Consider the following 21,420-nt stretch of genomic DNA (forward strand, 5'->3'; position numbering starts at 1 on the left):
TTGTCCCCTTTGCCCTATTGGTCTATACCTCTATGAGCAGAGAGTCTCCAGTTCCCCGACCGGAGGTGCTCCATGAGTAAACGCCTGTCCACGACCGTGCTCGGCGTGGCGGTCCTGAGCCTCGTCACGTTCGGCCTGCCCGCGACGGCGAGCGCGGCACAGCACGCGAAGGCCGAACGGACCGTCACCGACGTCGTCCCCGCGCCTGTCGACGCGAAGCCCGATCCCCGCGCGAACTTCCGGCTCAGCCCCTCGACCGTCATCCGCTCCGACCGCGACGGCAGACAAGTCGCCGAATACCTGGCCGGACTCCTCCGGCCCGCCACCGGCTACCGGCTGCCCGTCGTCAGCGACCACCGCGGTGGCGGCGGCCCCGCCATCTCGCTCGAAACCGGCCACGCGAGCGACCGCGTCGGCACCGAGGGCTACCAGCTCAAGGTGTCGTCCTCCGGCGTGAGCTTGCGGGCGAACACCGACAAGGGCCTGTTCTCCGGCGTGCAGACGCTGCGTCAGCTGTTCCCGTCGGCGATCGAAGCGACCACCGTCCAGAAGCGCTCGTGGGTGGTCTCGGGCGGAACAGTGCTCGACTACCCGCGCTTCGGCTACCGCAGCGCGATGCTCGACGTCGCCCGGCACTTCTTCACGCCGGCGCAGGTCAAGCTCTACATCGACCAGATCGCGCAGTACAAGATCAACACCCTCCACCTGCACCTGAGCGACGACCAGGGCTGGCGGATCGAGATCAAGAGCTGGCCGAAGCTGGCGACCTTCGGCGGGCAGACCGCCGTCGGCGGCGGCCCCGGCGGGTACTACACCCAGGACCAGTACACGGACATCGTGCGCTACGCGGCTTCGCGGCAGATCACGGTCGTTCCCGAGATCGACATGCCAGGCCACACCAACGCAGCACAGGCCTCGTACGCCGAGCTGAACTGTGACGGCAAAGCGGTACCGCTGCGCACGGACATCGAGGTCGGCTACAGCTCGCTGTGCATCAACAAGGACATCACTTACACCTTCGTCGACGACGTCCTGCGCGAACTGTCGGCGATCACCCCCGGCAAGTACCTCAACATCGGGGGCGACGAGGCGCACGCGACCACTCCGGAGGACTACCAGACCTTCGCCAAGAAGGTGCAGCCGCTCGTCGCGAAGTACGGCAAGCAGATCACCGGCTGGCATGACATCGCCAAGACGAATCCGCCGGTTTCGGCCGTCCCGCAGTTCTGGGGCACGACCGGTTCGGACGCGAACGTCGCCGCGGCCGCGGCACGGGGCAACAAGATCCTGATGTCGCCCGCGAACAAGGCCTACATGGACATGAAGTACAACGCGCAGACACCGCTCGGGCTGAGCTGGGCCGGGTTCATCGAGGTCAAGACCGGTTACGACTGGGATCCGGCCACGTACCTGCAGGGCGTGACGGAGAACAACGTCATCGGCGTCGAGGCGCCACTGTGGTCGGAAACGCTCGTGACCAGTGACAACATCGAGTTCATGGCGTTCCCGAGGTTGCCGGGTTACGCCGAGATCGGCTGGTCGCCGAAGGATTCCCGAACCTGGGACGCCTACCGGCTCCGGCTGGGCAAGCAGAGCCCGCGCTGGGTTCAGCAGGGCATCGACTTCTACCGGTCCACTCAGGTCGTCTGGGAGTAGTCGAGACGTTCGGTGATGGCGGCGCGGGCCAGTGCGTAGGGCTCCGTGCCGCCGAACATCACCGAATCGGCGTTCGCGGCCCGGCCGAGGGCGTGCAGTTCGAAGGCCAGCCGCTCCACGTCGACGGACGCGCCCAGCTGTCCCAGCTGCCGCGCTTCGACGGCGGTGGAGCGGATGAACTGGGCGAAGGCCCGGCTCCCCTTCGCCACGGCGTCGTGGACCCGGCCGGTCCGCGCGTCGAATTCGGCGCCGACGTTGAAGAAGAAACAGCCGCCGGGGAACACCCGGCGTTCCGAGTAGTCCAGCCAGTTCGCGCACAGCGCGCGCAGCCGGGCGATCCCCGGCTCGACCGTCAGCGTCGGCTCGACGACGTTCTCCGCGAAGATCGCGCTCGCCGTCTCGACCGTCGCGAGCTGCAACTCCTCCTTCGAGCCGAACAACGCGAACACGCCGGATTTGCTCAGTTCCAATTCGGTGGCGAGCCTGCCGAGGGACAACCCGTCGAGCCCTTCGACGGACGCGATGTCGACAGCGCGCCGGAGCACGATCCGCCGCGTCGCGTCGCCGCGGGCCACCCGGCCGTCACCCGGCATTCCGTTCCTCTCGCCGCCGTTTCGCCGATTCCAGGCCGCCACGGTACTGCTGCGAAAGTGACGGCGTCGCGAGCACCCGGTCCACCAGCGCCCAGTACGTGGCGCGGCGATCGTCGTCCAGCTGGGCGACGTTGGTGAACGACGCGACGTACACCTCGGCGATGGTCGGATTCGCCGGATCGCGTTCTTCGAGCGCCATGCGCCCCGAAGTCGGGACCTCGCCGGTCCGGAGCACTCGCAGGTACCAGCCGCTGCGGCCGGAATCGATCATCGCCGGGACGACGTCCTTGCGGCCGGTCTTCATCGCGAGCTTGAAACACGGCATCCGCGGCTGCGAGACCTGGACCAGCGCGTCTCCCCAGGACCAGACGTCGCCGATGCGGACCTCGAACTCGTCCGCGCCCTCGACCGACAGGTTCTCCCCGAAGTCGCCCGCGGCGGCCTCGAAACCCAGCTCCGACCAGGCCGCGTAGTGCGGCGCCGGATAGACGTAGACCGCTTTGTCGACACCGCCGTGGACGGTACGGTCCGCCTGGTCGTCCCCGGCCAGATTGATCTCACCGAGTTCCAGGAAGTGCGCCTCCACCCGCGACTTCGAGATCGCGCTGTACACCGGGACGTCGCGTTTCGTCCCCAGCAAGGACGGCCGCCCGACGAAGACCTCGTTCACCTCGATCGCACTCATACCCTAGAAAATAGCACGACCGTTCGTATATGTTGCCGGAATGGACTTCCACGCGTTGACGACAAGGGCACATCAGGCGGCGGGCAAGACGATCGCCGGGATCGGCACGGACGACTGGGGCCGCTCGACCCCCTGCGCCGAGTGGGCCGTCCGTGACGTCGTGAAACACCTGATCGACAACAACGAGCACCGCGCCGCGCAGGCGTCCGGCCGTCCCAGGAAGACCCGGCCGACGGCGGACGCCGACCTCGTCAGGTCCTACGAGGAAAGTTCCGCCGAGTTCCTCGCGGCCTTCGACTCCCAGGCCCTGGAAAAGACCTTCGACTTCGGGACCTTCGGCCCGCTGCCGGGGAAGAACGCCCTGGCCGTGCTGTTCGTCGACAATCTCGTCCACGACTGGGACCTCGACGCCGCACTCGGCCGCGAACACCGCTGGGACGACGAACTCGCGACGGCCGCGTTGCGCGTGGCGAGCCGCTATCCCGACGTGATGCCGGTTCGCGGGCCCGGCGGCGCCTTCGACCACGCTGTCGAGGCACCGCCGGGCGCCGGGTCCGGTGCCCGGCTCATCGCGTTGCTGGGCCGTTCAATTCCGCCGATTCCTCGTCGCTGAACAACCGGGAACGGACCAGGAAGCGGACTCCTTCCGGCGCCTCCAAGGAAAATCCGCTTCCGCGGCCGGGGACGACGTCGATGGTCAAATGCGTGTGCTTCCAGTACTCGAACTGCGGCCCCGACATCCACACCGGGACGTCCTCGATCCCCTCGACGACCAGGTCGCCGAGGCGGACGTCGGACACCCCGGTGCGGAATTCGCCCGCCGGGTAGCACATCGGCGCGCTTCCGTCGCAGCATCCGCCGGACTGGTGGAACATCACCGGTCCGTGGAGCGACACCAGCCGCCGCAGCAGATCCGCGGCGGCCGATGTCAAGCCGACCCGCTCGGTCATCAGAAGAACCCGAGCGCACTGTCCGAATAGGACACCAGCATGTTCTTGGTCTGCTGGTAGTGGTCCAGCATCATCTTGTGGTTTTCGCGCCCGATCCCGGACGCCTTGTAGCCGCCGAAGGCCGCGTGCGCCGGGTAGGCGTGGTAGTTGTTCACCCACACCCGGCCCGCCTGGATGTCGCGGCCTGCCCGGTAGGCGGTGTTGCCGTCCCGCGACCAGACACCGGCGCCGAGGCCGTACAGGGTGTCGTTGGCGATCTTCAGCGCGTCGGCGTAGTCGTCGAACTTCGCCACCGAAACCACGGGTCCGAAGATCTCCTCCTGGAAGATCCGCATCTTGTTGTCGCCTTCGAAGACCGTCGGCTGCACGTAGTACCCGCCGGACAGTTCGCCGCCGAGGTCGCTGCGTTCGCCACCGGTGAGGATCTTCGCGCCTTCCTTCACCCCGATGTCGATGTAGGAAAGGATCTTCTCCAGCTGGTCGTTGGAGGCCTGCGCGCCGATCTGCGTCTCGGTGTCGAGCGGGTGGCCCTGCTTGATCTTCTTGACGCGCTCGACGGCGTCGCCGAGGAACCGGTCGTAGATGCCGGACTGGATCAGCGCCCGCGACGGGCAGGTGCAGACCTCGCCCTGGTTCAGCGCGAAGAGCGCGAAGCCCTCCTGCGCCTTGTCGTAGAAGGCGTCGTTGGCCGCGGCGACGTCGTCGAAGAAGATGTTCGGGCTCTTGCCGCCGAGTTCGACGGTGACCGGGATGATGTTCTCGCTGGCGTACTGCAGGATCAGCCGTCCGGTGGTGGTCTCGCCGGTGAACGCGACCTTCCGCACGCGGTTGCTCGACGCGAGCGGCTTGCCCGCCTCGACGCCGAAGCCGTTGACGATGTTCAGCACGCCCGGCGGGATCAGGTCGCCGATGAGCGACATCAGCAGGTGGATCGACGCCGGGGTCTGCTCGGCCGGCTTGAGCACGATCGCGTTGCCGGCGGCGAGCGCGGGCGCGAGCTTCCAGACCGCCATCAGCAGCGGGAAGTTCCACGGGATGATCTGGCCGACGACGCCGAGCGGCTCGTGGAAGTGGTACGCGACGGTGTTGTCGTCGATCTGGGAGATGCCGCCCTCCTGGGCGCGCAGGGCGCCGGCGAAGTAGCGGAAGTGGTCGATCGCGAGGGGGATGTCGGCGGCGAGGGTCTCGCGGACCGGTTTGCCGTTCTCCCACGATTCGGCGACGGCGATCGCTTCGAGGTGCTGTTCCATCCGGTCGGCGATCTTGAGCAGCACGTTCGACCGCTCGTCCACCGACGTCCGGCCCCAGGCCGCGGCCGCGCCTTCGGCCGCGTCGAGCGCGCGGTCGATGTCGGCGGCGGTGCCGCGGGCGACCTCGGTGAACACCTGCCCGGTCACCGGGGTCGGGTTCTCGAAGTACTGACCGCTCGAGGGCGGTACGTACTCGCCGCCGATGTAGTGGTCGTAGCGCGACTCGTAGCTGACGACGCTGCCTTCGGTGTTCGGTGCCGCGTACTTGGCCATCTTTCCTGCCTCATCGCTAGGGGTGGCGGATGGCGGCGAAGGTAGGCCGGGTGAGGTTGCACGCACGTTGCAACGAAGTGAGCCCGGTCACCTATCCTCGGAAACGTGGCGGAGCTGCCCGGAGGTGAAGCGTCGCCGCGTGACCCTCAGGCGTACGCGCGGCTGCTGAAGGACGTCCACGACGCCGTCCTCTCCGGTGTTCCCGCGCCGCGTTCCCCCAGGTCGATCGTGTCGGCGTCGTGGAATCGCTCGCTGGCCGCGCACGTCGACCCGGACACCGGTGTCGCCCCGCTGGTCTACGACTCCGGCGAAGTGAGCGGGCTGCGCGACGAGCATCCGCTGGCGCCGGTGCTGCCGATCCTGCGGCAGACGCTGGTGAGCATCGCCGACGACGCCGAGCACATGATGATCGTGACCGACGCGGCCGGGCACATCCTGTGGCGCGAAGGCGCGGCCGGGGTGCTGCGGCGCGCGGACGGCGTGATGCTCGCCGAAGGCACACGGTGGAGCGAGGACGTCATCGGGACGAACGCGATGGGCACCACGCTCGCCACCGGGGAACCGGTGCAGATCTACTCCGCCGAGCACCTCGTGCGGACCTATCACGGCTGGACCTGCGCGGCGGCGCCCGTGCGCGACCCGGAGACCGGCACGCTGCTCGGGTCGATCGACGTCAGCGGTCCGCTGCGGACGGTCCATCCGGCGATGCTCGCGCTGGTCACGGCGGCCGCCCAGCTCGCCGAAGGCCAGTTGCGGGCCAGGATCGCGATGCGCGACGAGCGGCTGCGGGTCGCCAACATGACGCACCTGGAAGCGTTGCGCGGCACACCGGGCGCCCTGCTTTCGGCGAAGGGCCGCGTGCTGGCGGCCGAATCCTGCGGCGATCTTCCCGCCACCGTGGACGTCCGGCCCAGCGGCGGCGCGATCACCCTGCCCGATGGACGGCTCGGCACGGTGGAGCCGTTGCGCGAGGGGTATCTGCTGCGCCTGCGGAACCGGGGTCCGTCGAGGCGGCCGCGGCTCGCGCTGGAGTTCCTCACCGACGGCCCGCCATCGACCACAGTGGACGGTCGTGAAGTGCCGTTCACCTTGCGACACGCGGAGATCCTGACTCTGCTCGCCCTGCATCCAGGCGGCTTGTCGGCGGAACGGCTGGCACTGCTGCTCTACGGCGAGAGCGGCAACCCGGTGACCGTGCGCGCGGAGATCCACCGGCTGCGGACACAGCTCGGGTCGGACATCGTGCAGACCCGGCCGTACCGGCTCTCCGCCGAGGTCGACGCCGACTTCCTGCGGGTCCGCGCGGCGCTCAAACGGGGCGACGTCGCCGGTGCCGCGAACGCGTTCCGCGGTCCGCTGCTGGCCGAATCGGAGTCGCCCGCCATCCGCGAGGAGCGCGAGTCGGTCACCGCGTCGGTCCGGCGGGTCGCGCTCGGCAGCGGGGACGCGGCGGCGCTGTGGTCGTACTGGGAGACGCCCTGCGGTGCCGACGACGTCGAGATCGTCGACGCGCTGTGCCGGGTGCTCCCGGACGGCGACCCGCGGCGTGCCGTCGCCTTCACTCATCGTGGTCGCCTGAACCGCTGAGTAGACAGCGTCTACGTCAGTTTGATAGACAGTGTCTACAAGGTGAACTCGCGGTTACGGAGATCTGGATGGGCTACCAACGTTTCGTCGCGCTCGGCGACAGCTGCGCCGAAGGGCTGGCCGACCCGCATCCCGCTGGCGGCTTCTACCGCGGTTGGGCCGACTTCGTCGCGGCCCGTCTCGCCGAGGAAGAGCCCGGTTTCCGCTACGCCAACCTCGCGGTCCGCGGGCGCAGGCTCGACCAGATCCACGCCGAGCAGACCCCGGCGGCACGCGGGCTGCGGCCCGATCTGATCGCATTGTTCGGCGGCGGCAACGACGTGATGAGCCGGGGCTGGGACGCGCGCACGGTCGCGCGCCGGGTCGACACGGCCATCCGCGCCTGCACCGAGATCGCGCCGGTAGTCGTCACCTTCACCCTCAGCGACATCTCCCACCGCATGCCGATGGGTCACCGCATGCGCCCGCGCATCGTCTCGCTGAACGACGCCGTCCGCGAGGCGTCCGTCAGCTACGGCGCGACGCTCGTCGACCTCTGGCCGGACGACGCCACGCACGATTCCCGCTACTTCGGTCCGGATCGGCTGCACCTGTCCGAGCAGGGCCACCGGCGCCTGGCCGGGCACGTGCTCGGCAAGCTCGGCGTCACCCACGACCCAGCCTGGCTCGCCCCGCTGCCCGGTTCGGCAGGCCGCCCCGGCCTGCGCGCGGATCTGAACTGGCTGACGCGGGAGGTCCTCCCGGTCGCGGTCAGCCGGTTCCGCAACCGGCTCAGCGGCCGCCAGCCCGGCGACGGCTTCCTGCCGAAACGCCCGGACCTCCTACCCGTCCTCGAGGAGACCCGGTCATGGGCGCCCGAACCCGCCTGATCGACACCGCGGCGAACCTGCTGGCCGAAGACGGCGTCGGCGCGGTCACGCTGCGCGGGATCGCCAAGGCGGCCGGCGTCTCTCACGGCGCGCCGCTGCGGCATTTCACCGGCCGCGCGGCCTTGCTCTCGGCGGTCGCCACCCGCGGCTACACCGAACTGCTCGATCGCGGCACCGGCCTGCCGGACGGGACACCGCGCGAACGGCTCATCGCGGCCTGCCACGGCTACCTCGACTTCGCGCTGGCCAATCCGGCGATGTTCGAGCTGATGTTCCGCCGCGACCTCATCGATCCGGGCGACGCCGAACTCACGCGGGTGAGCAGCGAGGTGTTCGACTTCTTCGCCGCGCTGGTCGCCGACGTCCAGGACGACGACTGGCATCCCACGACCGACCCGCGGCTGCTCGCGTCCTCGCTGTGGGCGTCGCTGCACGGTCTCGCCCAACTGTGGCTCTGGGGCGGGCTGGCGGGCGCGAGCTTCGCGCCGTCACCGGAAAGCGCGCTGGCCGTCACCCTCGACGCCTATCTGGGCTGAAGCTCGGCGAAGAGGCCGCCCGTTCCGGATATCCCCTCCCGAAGGCCCTCTTACCCGGAGTGGGTCACCCTCTTCGCCGAGTTGGGGGAATGGAATATCCATCCTGCCCCGACGTTATCCGGATGGATCATCGAGCGGAATCACCGTAAGTCGAAAGCCGGGGTAAACCTTGGCGGTATAACGCGGGGTGAATACCGCGAAAGTCGCAGGAATTGGGCGGTCCGACACTCCGGCGGTAACGTGCGGAAGTGCCGCCCCTCGTTCAGCCCTTTCAGCTCCTCCGCACACGGCCGTTGCTCACCGACTGCCTGATCACAGCGGCCGCGGCCACCCTCCTCGGACTGGGCGCGGCACCTCGCGGCGGTTCGTTCGGCGACCCCGTCGAAACCGGGGCCGTCATCCTCGCGGTGTCCATCGCCCTCCCGCTGGTCATGCGCCGCCGTCAGCCGATCGCGGTCCTGCTCGCCTCGGTTTCGATCATGACCGTCTACACCGCTTTGGGTTACCGGGCCACGTTGGGCGAGCCCTCCGCCTTCATCGCGGCGTACACGGTGTGGGCGCGGTACCCGCCCGCGAAGGCCGTCGCGCCGACCGTCGCGTGGGTCGTCCTTTTCGAATGGGGACTCGTGCTCGGGGAAGTGCCGTCCTTCGTGGCCGACACGACCCGTCTGATCGCGCAGTGCGCGGGCACGATCATCGTCGGACGGCTCGGCTACCTGCGCGCGGACCGCGCCGTCCGCGCCGAACGGGAGATCCGGCTCGAAGCGGAACAGGCCGTCGTCGAGGAGCGGATCCGCATCGCCCACGAGCTGCACGACGTCGTGTCCCACCACATCTCGGTGATCGCGGTGCAGGCGAACCTCGCGCGCTACGTCTTCGAATCCTCGCCCGCCACAGCGCGCACCGCGCTGGACACCATCACCGGGACCTCGACCGAAGCGCTCGACGAGCTGCGCCGCCTGCTCGGAGTGCTGCGCCCGCCACAGCGCGAACCCCGCGAGTACCGCCCTCAACCCGGCCTCGCCGACCTTCCCGCGCTGGTCGCCCGCGTGCGCGAAGCCGGGCTCACGGTGACGGCGCGGACCATCGGCGAACCACGACGACTTCCGCCGGGCCAGCAACTGTGCACCTACCGAATCGCGCAGGAAGCGCTTACCAACGTGCTGAAACACGCGGAGAAGACGACTGCGGAACTCGTCCTCGAATACGGTGAGGAAGCACTCGTGCTGAGCGTCCGCAATTCCGCTTCCGAGGAGACACCACCGCCCAATCCGGCCGGGCAAGGCCTCATCGGAATGCGCGAACGGGCGAGAATGTACGGTGGTTCCATCGAAATGGGACCGGGCGGATCCGGCGATTTCGCGATCGTGCTGACCCTTCCCTATCTGCCGCAGGAGCGAACCCGGTGACGAGTGTGCTGGTGGTCGACGACCAGGATCTCGTCCGGGCGGGTTTCGTCGCCCTGCTCGACGCCGTTCCCGACGTGCGCGTCGTGGGTGAAGCGCGAAACGGGCTCGAAGCCGTCGAGAAAGCACTCGCACTGCGTCCGGACGTGATCCTGATGGACATCCGGCTGCCCCACCTCGACGGCGTGAAGGCGACCGAGCGGATCCTCGCCCAGACCGGGCCGGACAAGCCGAACGTGCTCATGCTGACGGTGTTCGATCTCGACGAGTACGTCTACACCGCGTTGCGCGCCGGCGCGGCGGGCTTCCTGCTCAAGGACAGCCCGCCGGAGACCCTGATCGCCGGGATCCACGCCGTCGCGCGCGGCGACATGCTGTTCGGCCCGACCATCACCCGGCGGCTGGTCGAGGCCTTCACCCAGGGACCACCGGAAAAGCCTGCGGCCCCGCCCGAGCTGACCGGGCTGACCGAACGCGAACTCGAAGTACTGCGGTTCGTCGGCACCGGCGTGCCGAACTCCGACATCGCGCGGAGCCTGCTGGTCAGCGAGGCCACGGTGAAGACGCATCTGAACCGCTTGATGACGAAACTCGGGATCTCGAGCCGGGCCCAAGCCGTGGTGGTCGCCTACGAAACCGGCCTCGTGCGGCCTGGCTGTTCCTGAATCACGCGGTCGAAGTCCGCTCCCAGTACGGATTTCGCGGCGTGCCAGCCGCCCATCCCGTGCACTCCCGGCCCTGGCGCCGTCGCGGCGGAGCACAGGAAGACACCGCCGAGCGGGGTCCGATGCGGATTCCACCGCGGGACGGGCCGCGCGAGCACCTGGCGCAGATTCACCGCGCCCGCCGCGACGTCACCGCCGGGATAGTTCGCGTTGTAGGCCTCCAATTCCGGAGCGGTGAGGCAGCGGCTCGCCAGGATCGTGTCGGAGAACCCCGGCGCGAACCGTTCGATCCGCCGCCGGACGAGCTCGGTCACGTCCCGCGGATCCCCGTGCGGCACATGGCAATACGCCCACACCGGCCGTTTGCCCGGCAGCCCGCGGGACGGGTCGGTCGCCATCGGATCGGATACGAGCACGAACCGGTCGTCCGGATCTTCCCCGCGCACGATGGCGTTCTCGGCGGCGTACACCTCGTCCCGTGTGCCTCCGAGATGGACCGTGCCCGCCTTGCCGACCTCCGGGACCGCCCACGGAACCGGTTCGGACACCAGGAAATCGACCTTCGCCGCGCCGGGACCGTAGCGATAGGACTCCAGCGCCCTCCGGTATCGCGGCGGCATCAGATCGCGGGCGATGTCGAGGAAACCGCGCGGGGCGATGTCGAGAATCACCGTCCGCGAACTCGCCAGCCGCCGCAGATCCGTGATCCGGCTGCCGGGGTGGATCCGCCCGCCGTGCGCGCGGAGGTCGGCGGCGAGCGCGTCGGTGATGGCCTGGCTGCCGCCGCGGACGATCGGCCAGCCCGTCGAATGCGCGAGGTGGCCGAGCAGGAGGGTCGCACCGGCCGCGGCGAGCGAGGGCTGACGGCTCATCACGTGCGCCGAAACGCCGGAGAGCAGCGCGGGCGCTTCCGGGCCGGTGAACAGACGGCGGTCCAGTCCGGAAGCGAGCATCGCGATCCGGGCGGGAAGGAGGGCCGCGGCACGCGGGTCGCGGGGCGGATGACGGAGGTCGCCGAGCAGGAGATCGGCGAGTTCGCGGCTGTGCCGGGCCAGCGGTCCCAGCAGGCGGCGCCACCGGGGGCCGTCCGCACCGAGGGCATCACAGGTCCGGTCAAGATCTTCATAGGCGAGTCCCGCGCGGCTACCGTCGATCGGGTGCGCGTACGCGATCTCCGGCCGCAGGAGATCGACTCCGTGCCCGGAGAGGCCGAACCAGCGGAAGAAAGGGGACGCCGCGGCCAGCGGATGCCCGGTGGCGCAGATGTCGTGCCGGACGTCGTCGTCGAACAGCGAGGCCGTGCGCGCCCCGCCGCCGATCTCGTCCGCCGCCTCGTGCACCTCGACCGACAGACCCGCCCTGACCAGCAGGACCGCCGCCGCGAGCCCGTTCGGGCCGGAGCCGACCACCGACACGTCGATCGCCATACCGCCCCCTCGCCGGGATCCGAACATCCGTCCGAATATTGTCGGACCTCTCTCCTAGATTGATCCGCTCCAACCCAATCAGGAAGGAGGGCCATGCCCGACCACGACACGCTGCTCGCGCGCGTCCGGAAACTCCTCGCCAAGGCGGAGGACCCGGCGGTCACCGAGGCCGAAGCCGAGTCGTACAACACCAAGGCCGCCCAACTGATCGCCCGGTACGGCATCGATCAGGCGTTGCTGGCCGCCTCCGGGGCGACAGCCGACGAGATCACCCAGATCATGATCCCGCTCGACAACCCGTACAGCCGGGACAAGGCGGGGCTGCTCACGAACATCGCGCATCCGCTGCGCTGCCGGGCCCTGCTGCACCGGCTCGGCCAGTCGGTCACCGCGGTGACGGTGTTCGGCTTCCGCACCGATCTGGAGCGGGCGGAACTGCTGTACACGAGCCTGCTGCTGCAGGCGACCACGCAGCTGACCAGGGTCCGGCCGGAGAACCGGGTGTTCGCGGGCGAATCGCTGGCCGCGTACCGGCGCACCTGGCTGCACGGGTTCTCCGGCGCGGTCTACGAACGGCTCCGCAACAGCGAAGACACCGCGGCCCGCACCCACACCACGACAGCGGGCAATCGCTCCGCGGAACTGGTGATCCAGGACCGGACGGCGATGGTCAAACAGGCGTACGATGAGCAGTACGGCGACCTGCGTTCGGCACCGCCGAGGCGGCTGTCCGGCAGCGGCTACCTCGACGGGCACTCCGCCGGCGAGCGCGCCAACCTCAACACCACCGGCCTCACCGGACGGCGGCGCGCGTTGCCCGTGCGCTAGCCGGAAAACGACCTCGTGAGAAATGCGTGTCCTCGGGTCTACTGAGGACATGATCGTGATCGAAGACCTGGCCACCAGGCCTGAGCTGCGTATGCCCGCGCTCGGCCTCGGCGGTGTCGGCGGCGAATTCCTCCAGCACGGACTGGCGGGCCTGCTGGCGAAGTCGTCCCATCTGGCCGCCCGCTGGCCGGAATACTTCCTCGTGCTGGTGGAAGACGGCGTCCCGGTGGCGAGAGCGGCCGCCGTGCCGGTCGAATTCCCGACGGCCGAGCGCCCGGAACTGCCGGACCACGGCTGGGACGCCGCCCTGACCTGGGCCGCGGAAGACGTGCTGAGCACCCGTGAGACGAACACGCTGATCGCACTCGAAGTGATGGTCGCGCCAGGCCGCCGTGGTGGCGGCCTGGCCGCAAAAGCCTTGGAAGCACTGAAAGAGCGCGCCTCGATGGCAGGTATGCGCAACCTCTTCGTGCCGGTCCGTCCGGCCGGGAAGGAGCACGAACCCGGACTGTCCTTTGAGGACTATGTCGCCCGCCGCCGTCCGGACGGGCTGCCCGAGGATCCCTGGCTGCGCACGCATGAGCGGCTCGGCGCGCGGTTCGTGAAGGTGGCGCCGTTCTCGATGACGGTCACGGGCACCTTCGCCCAGTGGAAGGCGTGGACCGGCGTCGAACTCCGGGACGGCCTCACGGCCGTGCCTGGCGGGATCGCGCCGGTGCTCGCTTCCTCGGCGCTGGACGTCGGCGTCTACGTGGAGCCGAACGTCTGGCTGGAGCACCTGGTAGATCGAGTCAGCACCTGCTAGATTTCTTTGGCATGTGCGGGAGCTGGGCATGAACGCCACCGGACCCACCGGCGACGAGCTGCTGCGACTGCTGGGGGCGCTGGCGAATCCGCATCGGCTGCGGATCGTCGCGGCGCTCCGGGTGGAGCGCGCGTATGTGAGTCAGCTGGCGCGAGAGCTCGGCATCAGCCGGGCGCTGTTGCAGCTCCACCTGCGCAAACTGGAGGCGGCCGGGCTCGTGTCGGCCACCCTGGAGCTGTCGGAGGACGGGAAGGCGATGAAGTTCTACGAGGTGAAACCGTTCCTGATCGAGCTGAGCCCGGACGCCATCGCCGCCGCGGCACCGACACTGAGCACACCGGCACCCGTGGACGAGGGGGAACGACCGTGAACTGGCATCAATGGCAGGAAGTCGCCGGGCTGATCGGCATCTTCGTGTTCCTCACCGTGGTGATCACGGTGGTCGTGTGGCAGTTCGGCGCGACCATCCGGGCCAAGGGCGCGCTCGCGCGCGAACAGGAATACCGCAGGCTCGCCGAAAAAACCGTCCAGGCGCAGGAAGAGACCGAACGCAAACTCACCGAACTCGACGGACGTCTCGCGGATCTCCAGAAGAGCGTGGGCTCGGTCGAGCGGATCCTCAAGGAGGTCGACTGACCGGCCGCTGAAAGACCCTGGGCCGCCGAGCGGCAACTCGACGGCCCAGGAAAGAAGAAGCAAAAACCTCGCCCGAGGCGTCTCACTCCTTCACGTAAAGGACTGTAGTTCATGCTGCCCGAAAAGCTCGCCGCCTGGTCGCTCCGGCATCGCGCGCTCACCCTCGTCTGCTGGGTCGCCCTCGTGGTCGGCGCCCTGCTGTCGGGTGCCCTGCTGGACGGTGAAAGCAGGCGGAGCACCGATCCCGGCGAATCCGGCCGCGCGCAGACCGCTTTGAACGCCCAGAACACCTTCGACCCCTTCCGCGAGAACGTCCTCGTCGAAGCGAAAAACCCCGGCTCGCCACCGTTCACCGCGAACGAAGAACTCCGGCGGGCGACCGAGGATCTGGTCACCACGCTCACCCGGTCCGGTTCCGTCACCGACGTCCGCTCACCGCCGGCAGGCGACAGCGCCGAACGGATCTCGGCCGACGGCGCTTCCGGCCTCGTCGGGTTCTCGATCGCGGGCGGGGAGAAGGAGATCCGCCCGAACTTCGAGACCGCGTCCGCGCAGGTCGACGCGGTCGCGGCCCGGCACCCGTCCGTCCGGCTGGGCCTCTCCGGGGATCTCAGCCTGTCGACCGTGGTCGACAAGGGAATCCGGGAAGACGTCAAACGGTCGGAATTCCTTTCCCTGCCGATGACGCTGGTGATCCTCCTGATCGTCTTCGGGGCGCTGGTCGCGGCGTCGGTCCCGCTGCTGCTGGCCGGGACGAGTGTCGCGGCGACGTTCGGCTTCCTCTCCGTCGTCGACGACTTCACCCCGATCAACGGCGCGACGACGGTGATCACCCTGCTCATCGGCATGGCGGTCGGCGTCGACTATTCGCTGTTCTTCCTGCGGCGGCAACGAGAAGAACGCGCGCGAGGCCACTCGATCGACGACGCGATCCTCATCGCGGCACGGACGTCCGGTCACGTCGTGATCGTGTCGGGCGTGACGGTCGTCCTGTGCGTGAGCGGGCTGGTGTTCACCGGGCTCGACAACTTCACCGGCCTCGCGATCAGCACGGCGTTCGTGGTCGGCCTGGCCGTGCTCGGCGCGGTCACCGTGCTGCCCGCGCTGCTCTCGCTGCTGGGTGACAAGGTCGATCGCGGCCGGATTCCCTGGCTGGGCGAGCGGCGCACCACCGCCGAGACTTCACGATTCTGGTCCGCGACCGCCCGCGCGGTCACCCGGCGCCCGGCGCTGTGGGGCGGGCTCGCGACCGCGCTGCTGATCCTGCTCACCCTGCCCGCGCTCGGTATGCGCCTGCAGGATCCGACGCCGGCGGAGAGCCTGCCGCGATCGGTCACGACGATCGACTCCGCCCTCCGCACCCAGGACGCCTTCCCCGGCGTGGTCTACCCCGCGACGGTAGTGTTGACAGCCAGGAACGGCGGCCCGGTCGACAGTCCGGCGCTGCGGGCGGCGATCACGGATCTCGAACGGCGGATCGGGGAAACCCAGGGCGTACTGAACAAACCCCTCGCGGTCGCGAACGTCGACGAAGCGGTCGTCATCCGGGTCCCGCTGTCCGGTGCGGGCCGAGATCCTCAGGCCGACGCCGCGCTGGCGAAACTGCGCACCGAGGTCCTGCCCGCGACGATCGGCGAGGTGGACGGCGTCGAGTTCGCGGTGGCCGGCCGGACGGCGAGCGCCCGCGACTTCGCCGACCGGGTCATCGAACGGAGGCCACTGGTCGTCGGTTTCGTCCTGCTGGCGGCGTTCGTGTTGCTGCTGCTGGCTTTCCGGTCGGTCGCGGTGTCACTCGTGTCGATCCTGCTCAACCTGCTGTCGATCGGCGCGGCCTACGGTGTGCTCACCTGGATCTTCCAGGACGGCCATTTCGCTTCCCTGCTGGGATTCACCCCGTACGGCGGGGTGGTCGGCTGGCTGCCGATGTTCATGTTCGTCCTGTTGCTCGGGCTGAGCATGGATTACCACATCTTCATCCTCAGCCGGATCCGTGAACGCCGGGCCGACGGAGCCGTCGCCGCGATCGTCCGCGGCACCGGCACCAGCGCGGGAGTGGTCAGCGGCGCGGCGGTGATCATGGTCGGCGTGTTCAGCGTCTTCATCACGCTGAGCGCGATCGAGTACAAGATGATGGGCGTCGGGATGGCGGTGGCCATCCTGATCGACGCCACGCTGGTCCGCGGCGTACTGCTGCCCGCCTTCCTGGCGCTGCTGGGCGAGCAGGCCTGGCGGCGGGACCGTAAATCCGTGGCTCCCGAACGTGTCCCGGAACTATCGTCGCCGCATGCCTGACGCGCTCTTCGCCCACGCCCGGCTCGCTCCGATCTACGACGCCTTCGACGGCGCTCGCGACGATCTGGACCACTACCTCGCCCTCATCGGCGAGCTCGGGGCGAAGAAAGTGCTCGACGTCGGCTGCGGCACCGGCTGCCTGGCCGTTCTCCTTGCCGAGCGCGGGATCGAGGTCGTGGGGGTCGATCCGGCCGAAGCGTCACTGGAGGTCGCGAAAGCCAAGGACCCGGAAGGGAAGATCACCTGGATCCACGGTGACGCGAAAGCGGCGGGCGCGGCAGGCGCCGATCTCGCCGTGATGACCGGCAACGTGGCCCAGGTCTTCCTGACCGACGAGGAATGGCGCCGGACTCTCGAAGGCGTCCACACGGCGCTCAAGCCGGGTGGCCACCTGGTGTTCGAGATCCGGCGCCCCGGTCGCCGCGTGTGGGAGGACTGGGCGGCCGACACCGCGCACGACGTCATCGACGTCCAGGGGGTCGGCGAAGTCGAGCAGTGGCGCGAGGTCACCGAGGTGAACCTCCCGTTCGTCTCGTTCCGGTACAGCTACCGGTTCCCCGACGGCGAGGTCGTCACCTCGGACTCCACCCTCTGGTTCCGCGAACGCGAAGAGCTGGAAGCTTCGCTGACGGAGCACGGTTTTCGCGTCCTGGACGTCCGGGAAGCCCCCGACCGCCCAGGACGCGAGTACGTGTTCATCGCCCAGCGAAGCTAGAGGACTTCACCGTCCGGAACGGTTTTCGGCCCGGTGATCTTCACATCGCCGCGGGCGACGACGTTCTTCCCGAAGGTGACGTCGCCGTCCACTTCGAGACTCGTGCACTCCTTGAGCGAGGGCGCGGAAGGAATACGCGCGTCGAAGTCCGGCAGGAGCTTGTAGAACTCCTTGCTCAGCGACACGACCGGCGGGGTGGTGGTGAACTCCGGGATCATCTCCCCGCCGTCGTCGAGCACGTACGCGTCGGACCGGACGACGAGCAGGTCGTCGGTGGTCTTGACCGGCGCGAACCGGGTCCGCGGGATCTCGATGGCCCGCGCGCCCTCGACCGAGCCGATCGCCGCGCCCATCGCCGTTTCGAGCTGGATCACCGGTGTGCTGGCCGCATCGGCCGGATCGACGGTCTTCCGGTTCACGATCAACGGCAACAGCGGCGCGGCCGGGTCGACGTCCTGCAGGGCTTTCAGTCGTTCGAGATCGAACCAGATGTTGTTGGTGTTGAAGAAACGCCACTTGGCGACGTCGCCGAACGAGTCGTCGCCGTCGGGAACCTGCGCCGATTCACGCAGGACGATCCGGCCCGCGAGCCGCGCGAGATGCCCGCCCTTGCGGTCGGCCGCGGTGCCGAGCACGGTCTCCATCGCGAACGGGATGTTCTCGTTCGCGAGCCATGCGGCGATCCGCGCGTCCGGGAGCGCGCCGAGGTTGTCGGCGTTGGACACGAAGCACCAGCGGATGCCTTCGGCCAGCAACGTTTCGAGCATTCCGCTCACCGCGAGCGCGACGTAGACGTCCCCGTGCCCCGGCGGGCACCATTCGAGTTCCGGGTTCGCGGGCCATGCGGCCGGGCGCCCGTCGGCGGTGATCTTCGGCTCGCGCCCCTGCAGGAAGTCGGCGGGGATGACGTCGTCGGCGAGATCGGGATACTTCTTCAGCGACTCCAGCGAAGGTTCGCGGGTGCCGGCCGAATTCATCAGGATCAGCGGAAGGCGCGCGTTGTACTTCGCGCGGGCCGAAAGCACCTGCATCGCGATGACGTCGAGGAACGTCTTCCCCGGTTTGATTTCCAGCAGCGATTTCGGTCCGGTGAGCCCCATGCTCGTGCCGAGCCCGCCGTTGAGCTTGAGCACCGCCGTGCGGTCCAGGACCCGGCGCGCTTCCCCGTCGTCCGGCTCGGGCAGATCCACGAGCCTGCTGATGTCATCGAGAGGTTCGAGTTCGTTTCCCGGCAATTCACCGGCGCCGGGTTCGGACAGCTGCTCGAGGCGCCTTCTCAGGGCCGCCAGCTCCATGGCGTGAGCCCCCGCGGAACGCATTTTCGACAGCGTTTCGGCGAAACGATCGGACAGGTGCGCGTCAGAGCTCATTGTGCCCTTTCTGAACCACTGCGTCGGGGCGTCAGTGTATTACCGGTCGTAGGACGGCACCCTGGTCCGGGTCGGCACTCCTGTTATCCGGGTATTACCGGTCGCGGGGCAGCCCCCTGGTCCGGGGTCAGCACTCCGGTCATCCGGACGTCGTGCGGTTCCGCGGGCAGGGCGCGCACGAGTTCGGCGTCCCGGACGACGGCGATCAGCGCGGCGCCAGGCGCGGCGAAGGAGAGCGACCGGTCATAGTACCCGGCTCCCCTGCCGAGCCGGACGCCTTCGTCGTCGACGGCGAGCGCGGGGATCAGCACCAGATCGGCCGTCCCCAGCGTGTCGGGACCGAGACGGCGGCCCGTCGGTTCGAGCAGCCCCCGCAGCCGGCCCGGCCCGAGGCTCGACGGGCCTTCGTAGGCGGCCCAGCCGAGCGGCCCCGGCTCGTCCGGGACGATCGGCAACAGCACACGTTTGCCCTGGTCCAGAAGTTGATCAAGGAGCGACGTCGAACCCGGTTCGGTCCCGAACGGGACGTAGGCGCACACGACCTCGCCCGGCAGCCGGGCGGCCGCGGCGGCCAGCGCGAGGGCCTCCCTGGCCCGCTCATCCGTCACCTGTGAACGCCGTTCGGCGGTTATCCGAGAGCGCCACTCCGCTTTGCTCAGGTGTTCATTGCCGGGCTTGACCACATGGTCAGGTTAGGCTTCGCGCCTATGACAGGCGCAGCGACCATCCAGGCGGCACGGACCACGAGGAGCTTGCCCGATCGGGCGATTTCCACGGCTTCGGACCGCATCACTCCTGGTAACGGTGGTGAACTTCAGTTCACCGACGGGCCTTCATCGCGTGCCTGGTCGAACGAACGGATCGAGATCCCCCAGTCATGACGGAGCCCATCGCAGAAGCGGCCGAGACCGAAGACGCGGGACAGTTCCGTTCCGTCGAGGATCAGATCGCGCTGACCCTGGACGCCGCGGTACGCCCGCGCCCGGTCCGGGTCGCCATCTCCGAGGCCCAAGGCCTCTTGTGCGCCGAAGAGGTCGTCGCCGAACACGCGCTGCCCGGTTTCGACCAGGCCGCCGTCGACGGCTACGCCGTACGAAGTGTCGATGTCCGCAACGCGGGCCAAGAGCCGGTGCAGCTGCCGGTGGTCGGCGAGATCGCCGCCGGTTCACGCCAGCCGCGGCGGCTGCAGCCGGGCCAGGCCGTGCGGGTCGACACCGGCGCGCCACTGCCCACACTCGCCGACGCCGTCGTCCCGACCGCCTACACCGACGGCCACCAGGCCAAGGTCACCGTGCACAAGTCGGTGCCGTCGGCGGGCTACGTGCGCCGGACCGGCGAGGACGTGCAGATCGGCGACGTCGCCGTGCGCAAGGGCGACACCATCGGCTCGGCACAGGTCGGCCTGCTCGCCGCGGTCGGCCGCGCGAAGGTGCTGGTCTACCCGCGGCCACGGGTTTCGATCGTGTCCGTCGGCGACGAACTGGTCGACATCGACCGCACCCCGTCGGTCGGGCAGGTCTACGACGTCAACTCCTACGCGCTGTCCGCGGCCGCGCGGGACGCGGGCGCCGAGGTGAGCCGCGTCGGCATCGTCCCCGGCGATCCGAAACGGCTGCGGGAGATCGTCGAGGGCCGCCTGCTGATGTCGGAGATCGTCGTCGTCGCGGGCGGCGCCGGCGGAAGCTCGGGCGACGAGGTGCACGCGGCACTGTCCGACCTCGGCACCATCGACTTGACCCGCGTCGCCATGCACCCCGGTTCGGTGCAGGGCTTCGGCAGGCTCGGCCCCGATTCGGTGCCGACGTTCCTGATCCCCGGCAACCCGATGAGCGCGCTGGTCGTGTTCGAGGTCCTGGTCCGCCCGCTGATCCGCGCCGCGCGCGGCACCCGCAACCCGCACCGCCGGATCGTCGGCGCGCGACTGCTCTCCCCGATCACCTCCACCAAGGGCCGCAAAGGCTTCCTGCGCGGGCAACTGCTGCGCGACGAGGGCAACGGCGAGTACCTGGTGCAACCGCTCGGCACCTCCGGCGCGCATCTGCTCGCGTCGCTGGCCGAGGCGAACTGCCTGATCAACATCGACGAAGACCTCACCGAGGTCGCCGCGGGCGAGCAGGTCAAGGTGACCTTCCTGGCCCAGCGGGCGTAATGGGCGCACCGATTTCCGGCGTCGCGTATCCGATCGAGACCCGGCATCCGGGCTGGCCCGCGAAGCTGGGGCCGCTCCGGGTGCCTGCCGGGGTACTCGCCGTCCGGCCGGTCCGGCTGCGGGACGCCGGCGAGTGGAGCCGCGTCCGGCTGCGGGATCGCGAGCACCTGGAGATGTGGGAACCGACCGGCATCGGGCCGTGGCCGGACCGCAACGCGTTCTGGTCCTGGCCGTCGCAGTGGCTGGCCCTGCGCGGCCTCGCCCGGCGCGGGCAGTGCCTCCCGTTCACCATCACGGTGGATGGACGCTTCGCCGGGCAGATCACTGTGGGTAACGTCATCCGGGCGTCGCTCCGGTCCGCCTGGATCGGCTACTGGGTGTCGTCGGACATCGTCCGCGGCGGCGTCGCGACCGGCGCTGTCGCGCTGGTCACCGATCATGTCTTCGATTTCGGCGGGCTGCACCGGCTCGAGGCGACCGTCCGCCCCGAAAACACCCCCAGCCTGCGGGTTCTCGGCAAAGCGGGCTACCGGCAAGAGGGTCTTTTCGAACGCTATCTCGATGTCGCGGGCGGCTGGCGGGACCATTTCTGCTACGCGATCACCAAGGAAGAGACCGGTGACGGACTGGTCTCCAGGCTCGTCGCGAAGGGCCTCGCGGAGCGCGTTTGACCCCATCACCGGGCCGTTCCGGTGACCGCGTTACCACAAGCTGTGAGATTCACCTAA

General features: G+C 69.1%; 22 protein-coding genes. 15 read left to right on the forward strand and 7 right to left on the reverse strand.

Annotated elements, in window-relative coordinates; genetic code table 11:
* Positions 1 to 72 precede the first annotated feature (72 nt).
* A complete protein-coding gene (locus AMYAL_RS0112140; RefSeq protein ID WP_020631575.1) occupies positions 73 to 1,656 on the forward strand; it encodes a beta-N-acetylhexosaminidase in 1,584 nt (527 codons plus the stop codon).
* On the opposite strand, the gene AMYAL_RS0112145 is transcribed toward AMYAL_RS0112140, so the two are convergent.
* On the reverse strand, positions 1,638 to 2,249 hold the full coding sequence (locus AMYAL_RS0112145; RefSeq protein ID WP_020631576.1) for a TetR/AcrR family transcriptional regulator: 612 nt from the start codon (positions 2,247 to 2,249) through the stop codon (positions 1,638 to 1,640). The two genes, AMYAL_RS0112140 and AMYAL_RS0112145, sit on opposite strands and share 19 nt — an antisense overlap.
* The gene (locus AMYAL_RS0112150) at positions 2,239 to 2,934 is read right to left on the reverse strand and encodes an MOSC domain-containing protein (RefSeq protein ID WP_020631577.1); all 696 of its coding nucleotides are present in this window, start codon (positions 2,932 to 2,934) and stop codon (positions 2,239 to 2,241) included. The genes AMYAL_RS0112145 and AMYAL_RS0112150 overlap by 11 nt, the downstream gene beginning before the upstream one ends.
* A gap of 40 nt (positions 2,935 to 2,974) precedes the next feature.
* Here AMYAL_RS0112150 and AMYAL_RS0112155 point away from each other — a divergent pair, with 40 nt between their 5' ends.
* Positions 2,975 to 3,547 (forward strand): TIGR03086 family metal-binding protein, encoded by a 573-nt coding sequence (locus AMYAL_RS0112155; RefSeq protein ID WP_020631578.1) that lies wholly within the window; start codon positions 2,975 to 2,977, stop codon positions 3,545 to 3,547.
* On the opposite strand, the gene AMYAL_RS0112160 is transcribed toward AMYAL_RS0112155, so the two are convergent.
* Positions 3,501 to 3,884 (reverse strand): DUF779 domain-containing protein, encoded by a 384-nt coding sequence (locus AMYAL_RS0112160; protein ID WP_020631579.1) that lies wholly within the window; start codon positions 3,882 to 3,884, stop codon positions 3,501 to 3,503. The two genes, AMYAL_RS0112155 and AMYAL_RS0112160, sit on opposite strands and share 47 nt — an antisense overlap.
* Positions 3,884 to 5,407 (reverse strand): acetaldehyde dehydrogenase ExaC, encoded by a 1,524-nt coding sequence (gene exaC, locus AMYAL_RS0112165; protein WP_020631580.1) that lies wholly within the window; start codon positions 5,405 to 5,407, stop codon positions 3,884 to 3,886. Before exaC ends, AMYAL_RS0112160 begins: the two co-directional genes overlap by 1 nt.
* 105 nt (positions 5,408 to 5,512) lie before the next feature.
* Here exaC and AMYAL_RS0112170 point away from each other — a divergent pair, with 105 nt between their 5' ends.
* The 5 genes from AMYAL_RS0112170 to AMYAL_RS0112190 all read left to right on the forward strand — a co-directional run bounded on the left by AMYAL_RS0112170 (position 5,513) and on the right by AMYAL_RS0112190 (position 10,470).
* On the forward strand, positions 5,513 to 6,994 hold the full coding sequence (locus AMYAL_RS0112170) for a helix-turn-helix domain-containing protein (protein ID WP_020631581.1): 1,482 nt from the start codon (positions 5,513 to 5,515) through the stop codon (positions 6,992 to 6,994).
* A 68-nt stretch (positions 6,995 to 7,062) separates the two neighbouring features.
* A complete protein-coding gene (locus tag AMYAL_RS0112175; RefSeq protein WP_020631582.1) occupies positions 7,063 to 7,863 on the forward strand; it encodes an SGNH/GDSL hydrolase family protein in 801 nt (266 codons plus the stop codon).
* Entirely contained in the window at positions 7,842 to 8,399 is a 558-nt protein-coding gene (locus tag AMYAL_RS0112180) for a TetR/AcrR family transcriptional regulator (RefSeq protein WP_020631583.1), read from the forward strand. The genes AMYAL_RS0112175 and AMYAL_RS0112180 overlap by 22 nt, the downstream gene beginning before the upstream one ends.
* A 248-nt stretch (positions 8,400 to 8,647) precedes the next feature.
* Positions 8,648 to 9,808 carry a sensor histidine kinase gene (locus AMYAL_RS0112185; RefSeq protein WP_020631584.1) on the forward strand — a complete coding sequence of 387 codons (1,161 nt, stop codon included), beginning with the start codon at positions 8,648 to 8,650 and terminating at the stop codon, positions 9,806 to 9,808.
* A complete protein-coding gene (locus AMYAL_RS0112190) occupies positions 9,805 to 10,470 on the forward strand; it encodes a response regulator (protein ID WP_020631585.1) in 666 nt (221 codons plus the stop codon). The genes AMYAL_RS0112185 and AMYAL_RS0112190 overlap by 4 nt, the downstream gene beginning before the upstream one ends.
* Here the strand turns inward: AMYAL_RS0112190 and AMYAL_RS0112195 are convergent.
* On the reverse strand, positions 10,434 to 11,897 hold the full coding sequence (locus tag AMYAL_RS0112195; protein WP_020631586.1) for a phytoene desaturase family protein: 1,464 nt from the start codon (positions 11,895 to 11,897) through the stop codon (positions 10,434 to 10,436). The two genes, AMYAL_RS0112190 and AMYAL_RS0112195, sit on opposite strands and share 37 nt — an antisense overlap.
* Before the next feature lie 93 nt (positions 11,898 to 11,990).
* Between AMYAL_RS0112195 and AMYAL_RS0112200 the strand changes: the two genes are divergently transcribed.
* The 6 genes from AMYAL_RS0112200 (at position 11,991) to AMYAL_RS0112225 (ending at position 17,173) form a co-directional block, all read left to right on the forward strand.
* Positions 11,991 to 12,725, forward strand: coding sequence for a DUF2786 domain-containing protein (locus AMYAL_RS0112200; protein WP_020631587.1), 735 nt, complete (start codon positions 11,991 to 11,993; stop codon positions 12,723 to 12,725).
* Positions 12,726 to 12,774: 49 nt separating this feature from the next.
* On the forward strand, positions 12,775 to 13,530 hold the full coding sequence (locus tag AMYAL_RS0112205; RefSeq protein ID WP_020631588.1) for a GNAT family N-acetyltransferase: 756 nt from the start codon (positions 12,775 to 12,777) through the stop codon (positions 13,528 to 13,530).
* A 28-nt stretch (positions 13,531 to 13,558) separates the two neighbouring features.
* Entirely contained in the window at positions 13,559 to 13,900 is a 342-nt protein-coding gene (locus AMYAL_RS0112210; RefSeq protein WP_039793938.1) for an ArsR/SmtB family transcription factor, read from the forward strand.
* Positions 13,897 to 14,166, forward strand: a complete 270-nt coding sequence (locus AMYAL_RS0112215) for a hypothetical protein (protein WP_020631590.1) — start codon at positions 13,897 to 13,899, stop codon at positions 14,164 to 14,166. The genes AMYAL_RS0112210 and AMYAL_RS0112215 overlap by 4 nt, the downstream gene beginning before the upstream one ends.
* 111 nt (positions 14,167 to 14,277) lie before the next feature.
* On the forward strand, positions 14,278 to 16,458 hold the full coding sequence (locus AMYAL_RS0112220) for an MMPL family transporter (RefSeq protein ID WP_020631591.1): 2,181 nt from the start codon (positions 14,278 to 14,280) through the stop codon (positions 16,456 to 16,458).
* Positions 16,451 to 17,173 (forward strand): class I SAM-dependent methyltransferase, encoded by a 723-nt coding sequence (locus AMYAL_RS0112225; RefSeq protein ID WP_020631592.1) that lies wholly within the window; start codon positions 16,451 to 16,453, stop codon positions 17,171 to 17,173. The genes AMYAL_RS0112220 and AMYAL_RS0112225 overlap by 8 nt, the downstream gene beginning before the upstream one ends.
* Here AMYAL_RS0112225 and AMYAL_RS0112230 read toward each other — a convergent pair.
* Entirely contained in the window at positions 17,170 to 18,543 is a 1,374-nt protein-coding gene (locus AMYAL_RS0112230) for a UTP--glucose-1-phosphate uridylyltransferase (protein WP_026466999.1), read from the reverse strand. The two genes, AMYAL_RS0112225 and AMYAL_RS0112230, sit on opposite strands and share 4 nt — an antisense overlap.
* A gap of 83 nt (positions 18,544 to 18,626) precedes the next feature.
* Positions 18,627 to 19,202 carry a 5-formyltetrahydrofolate cyclo-ligase gene (locus AMYAL_RS0112235; protein ID WP_051137662.1) on the reverse strand — a complete coding sequence of 192 codons (576 nt, stop codon included), beginning with the start codon at positions 19,200 to 19,202 and terminating at the stop codon, positions 18,627 to 18,629.
* A 218-nt stretch (positions 19,203 to 19,420) separates the two neighbouring features.
* On the opposite strand from AMYAL_RS0112235, the gene glp reads away from it, so the two are divergent.
* Both glp and AMYAL_RS0112245 read left to right on the forward strand, forming a co-directional pair.
* The gene (gene glp / locus AMYAL_RS0112240) at positions 19,421 to 20,692 is read left to right on the forward strand and encodes a molybdotransferase-like divisome protein Glp (RefSeq protein WP_020631595.1); all 1,272 of its coding nucleotides are present in this window, start codon (positions 19,421 to 19,423) and stop codon (positions 20,690 to 20,692) included.
* A complete protein-coding gene (locus AMYAL_RS0112245) occupies positions 20,692 to 21,363 on the forward strand; it encodes a GNAT family N-acetyltransferase (protein WP_020631596.1) in 672 nt (223 codons plus the stop codon). Before glp ends, AMYAL_RS0112245 begins: the two co-directional genes overlap by 1 nt.
* Positions 21,364 to 21,420 lie beyond the last annotated feature (57 nt).

Origin of the sequence: Amycolatopsis alba DSM 44262 (assembly GCF_000384215.1) — a bacterium.
Classification (GTDB): Bacteria; Actinomycetota; Actinomycetes; order Mycobacteriales; family Pseudonocardiaceae; genus Amycolatopsis; species Amycolatopsis alba.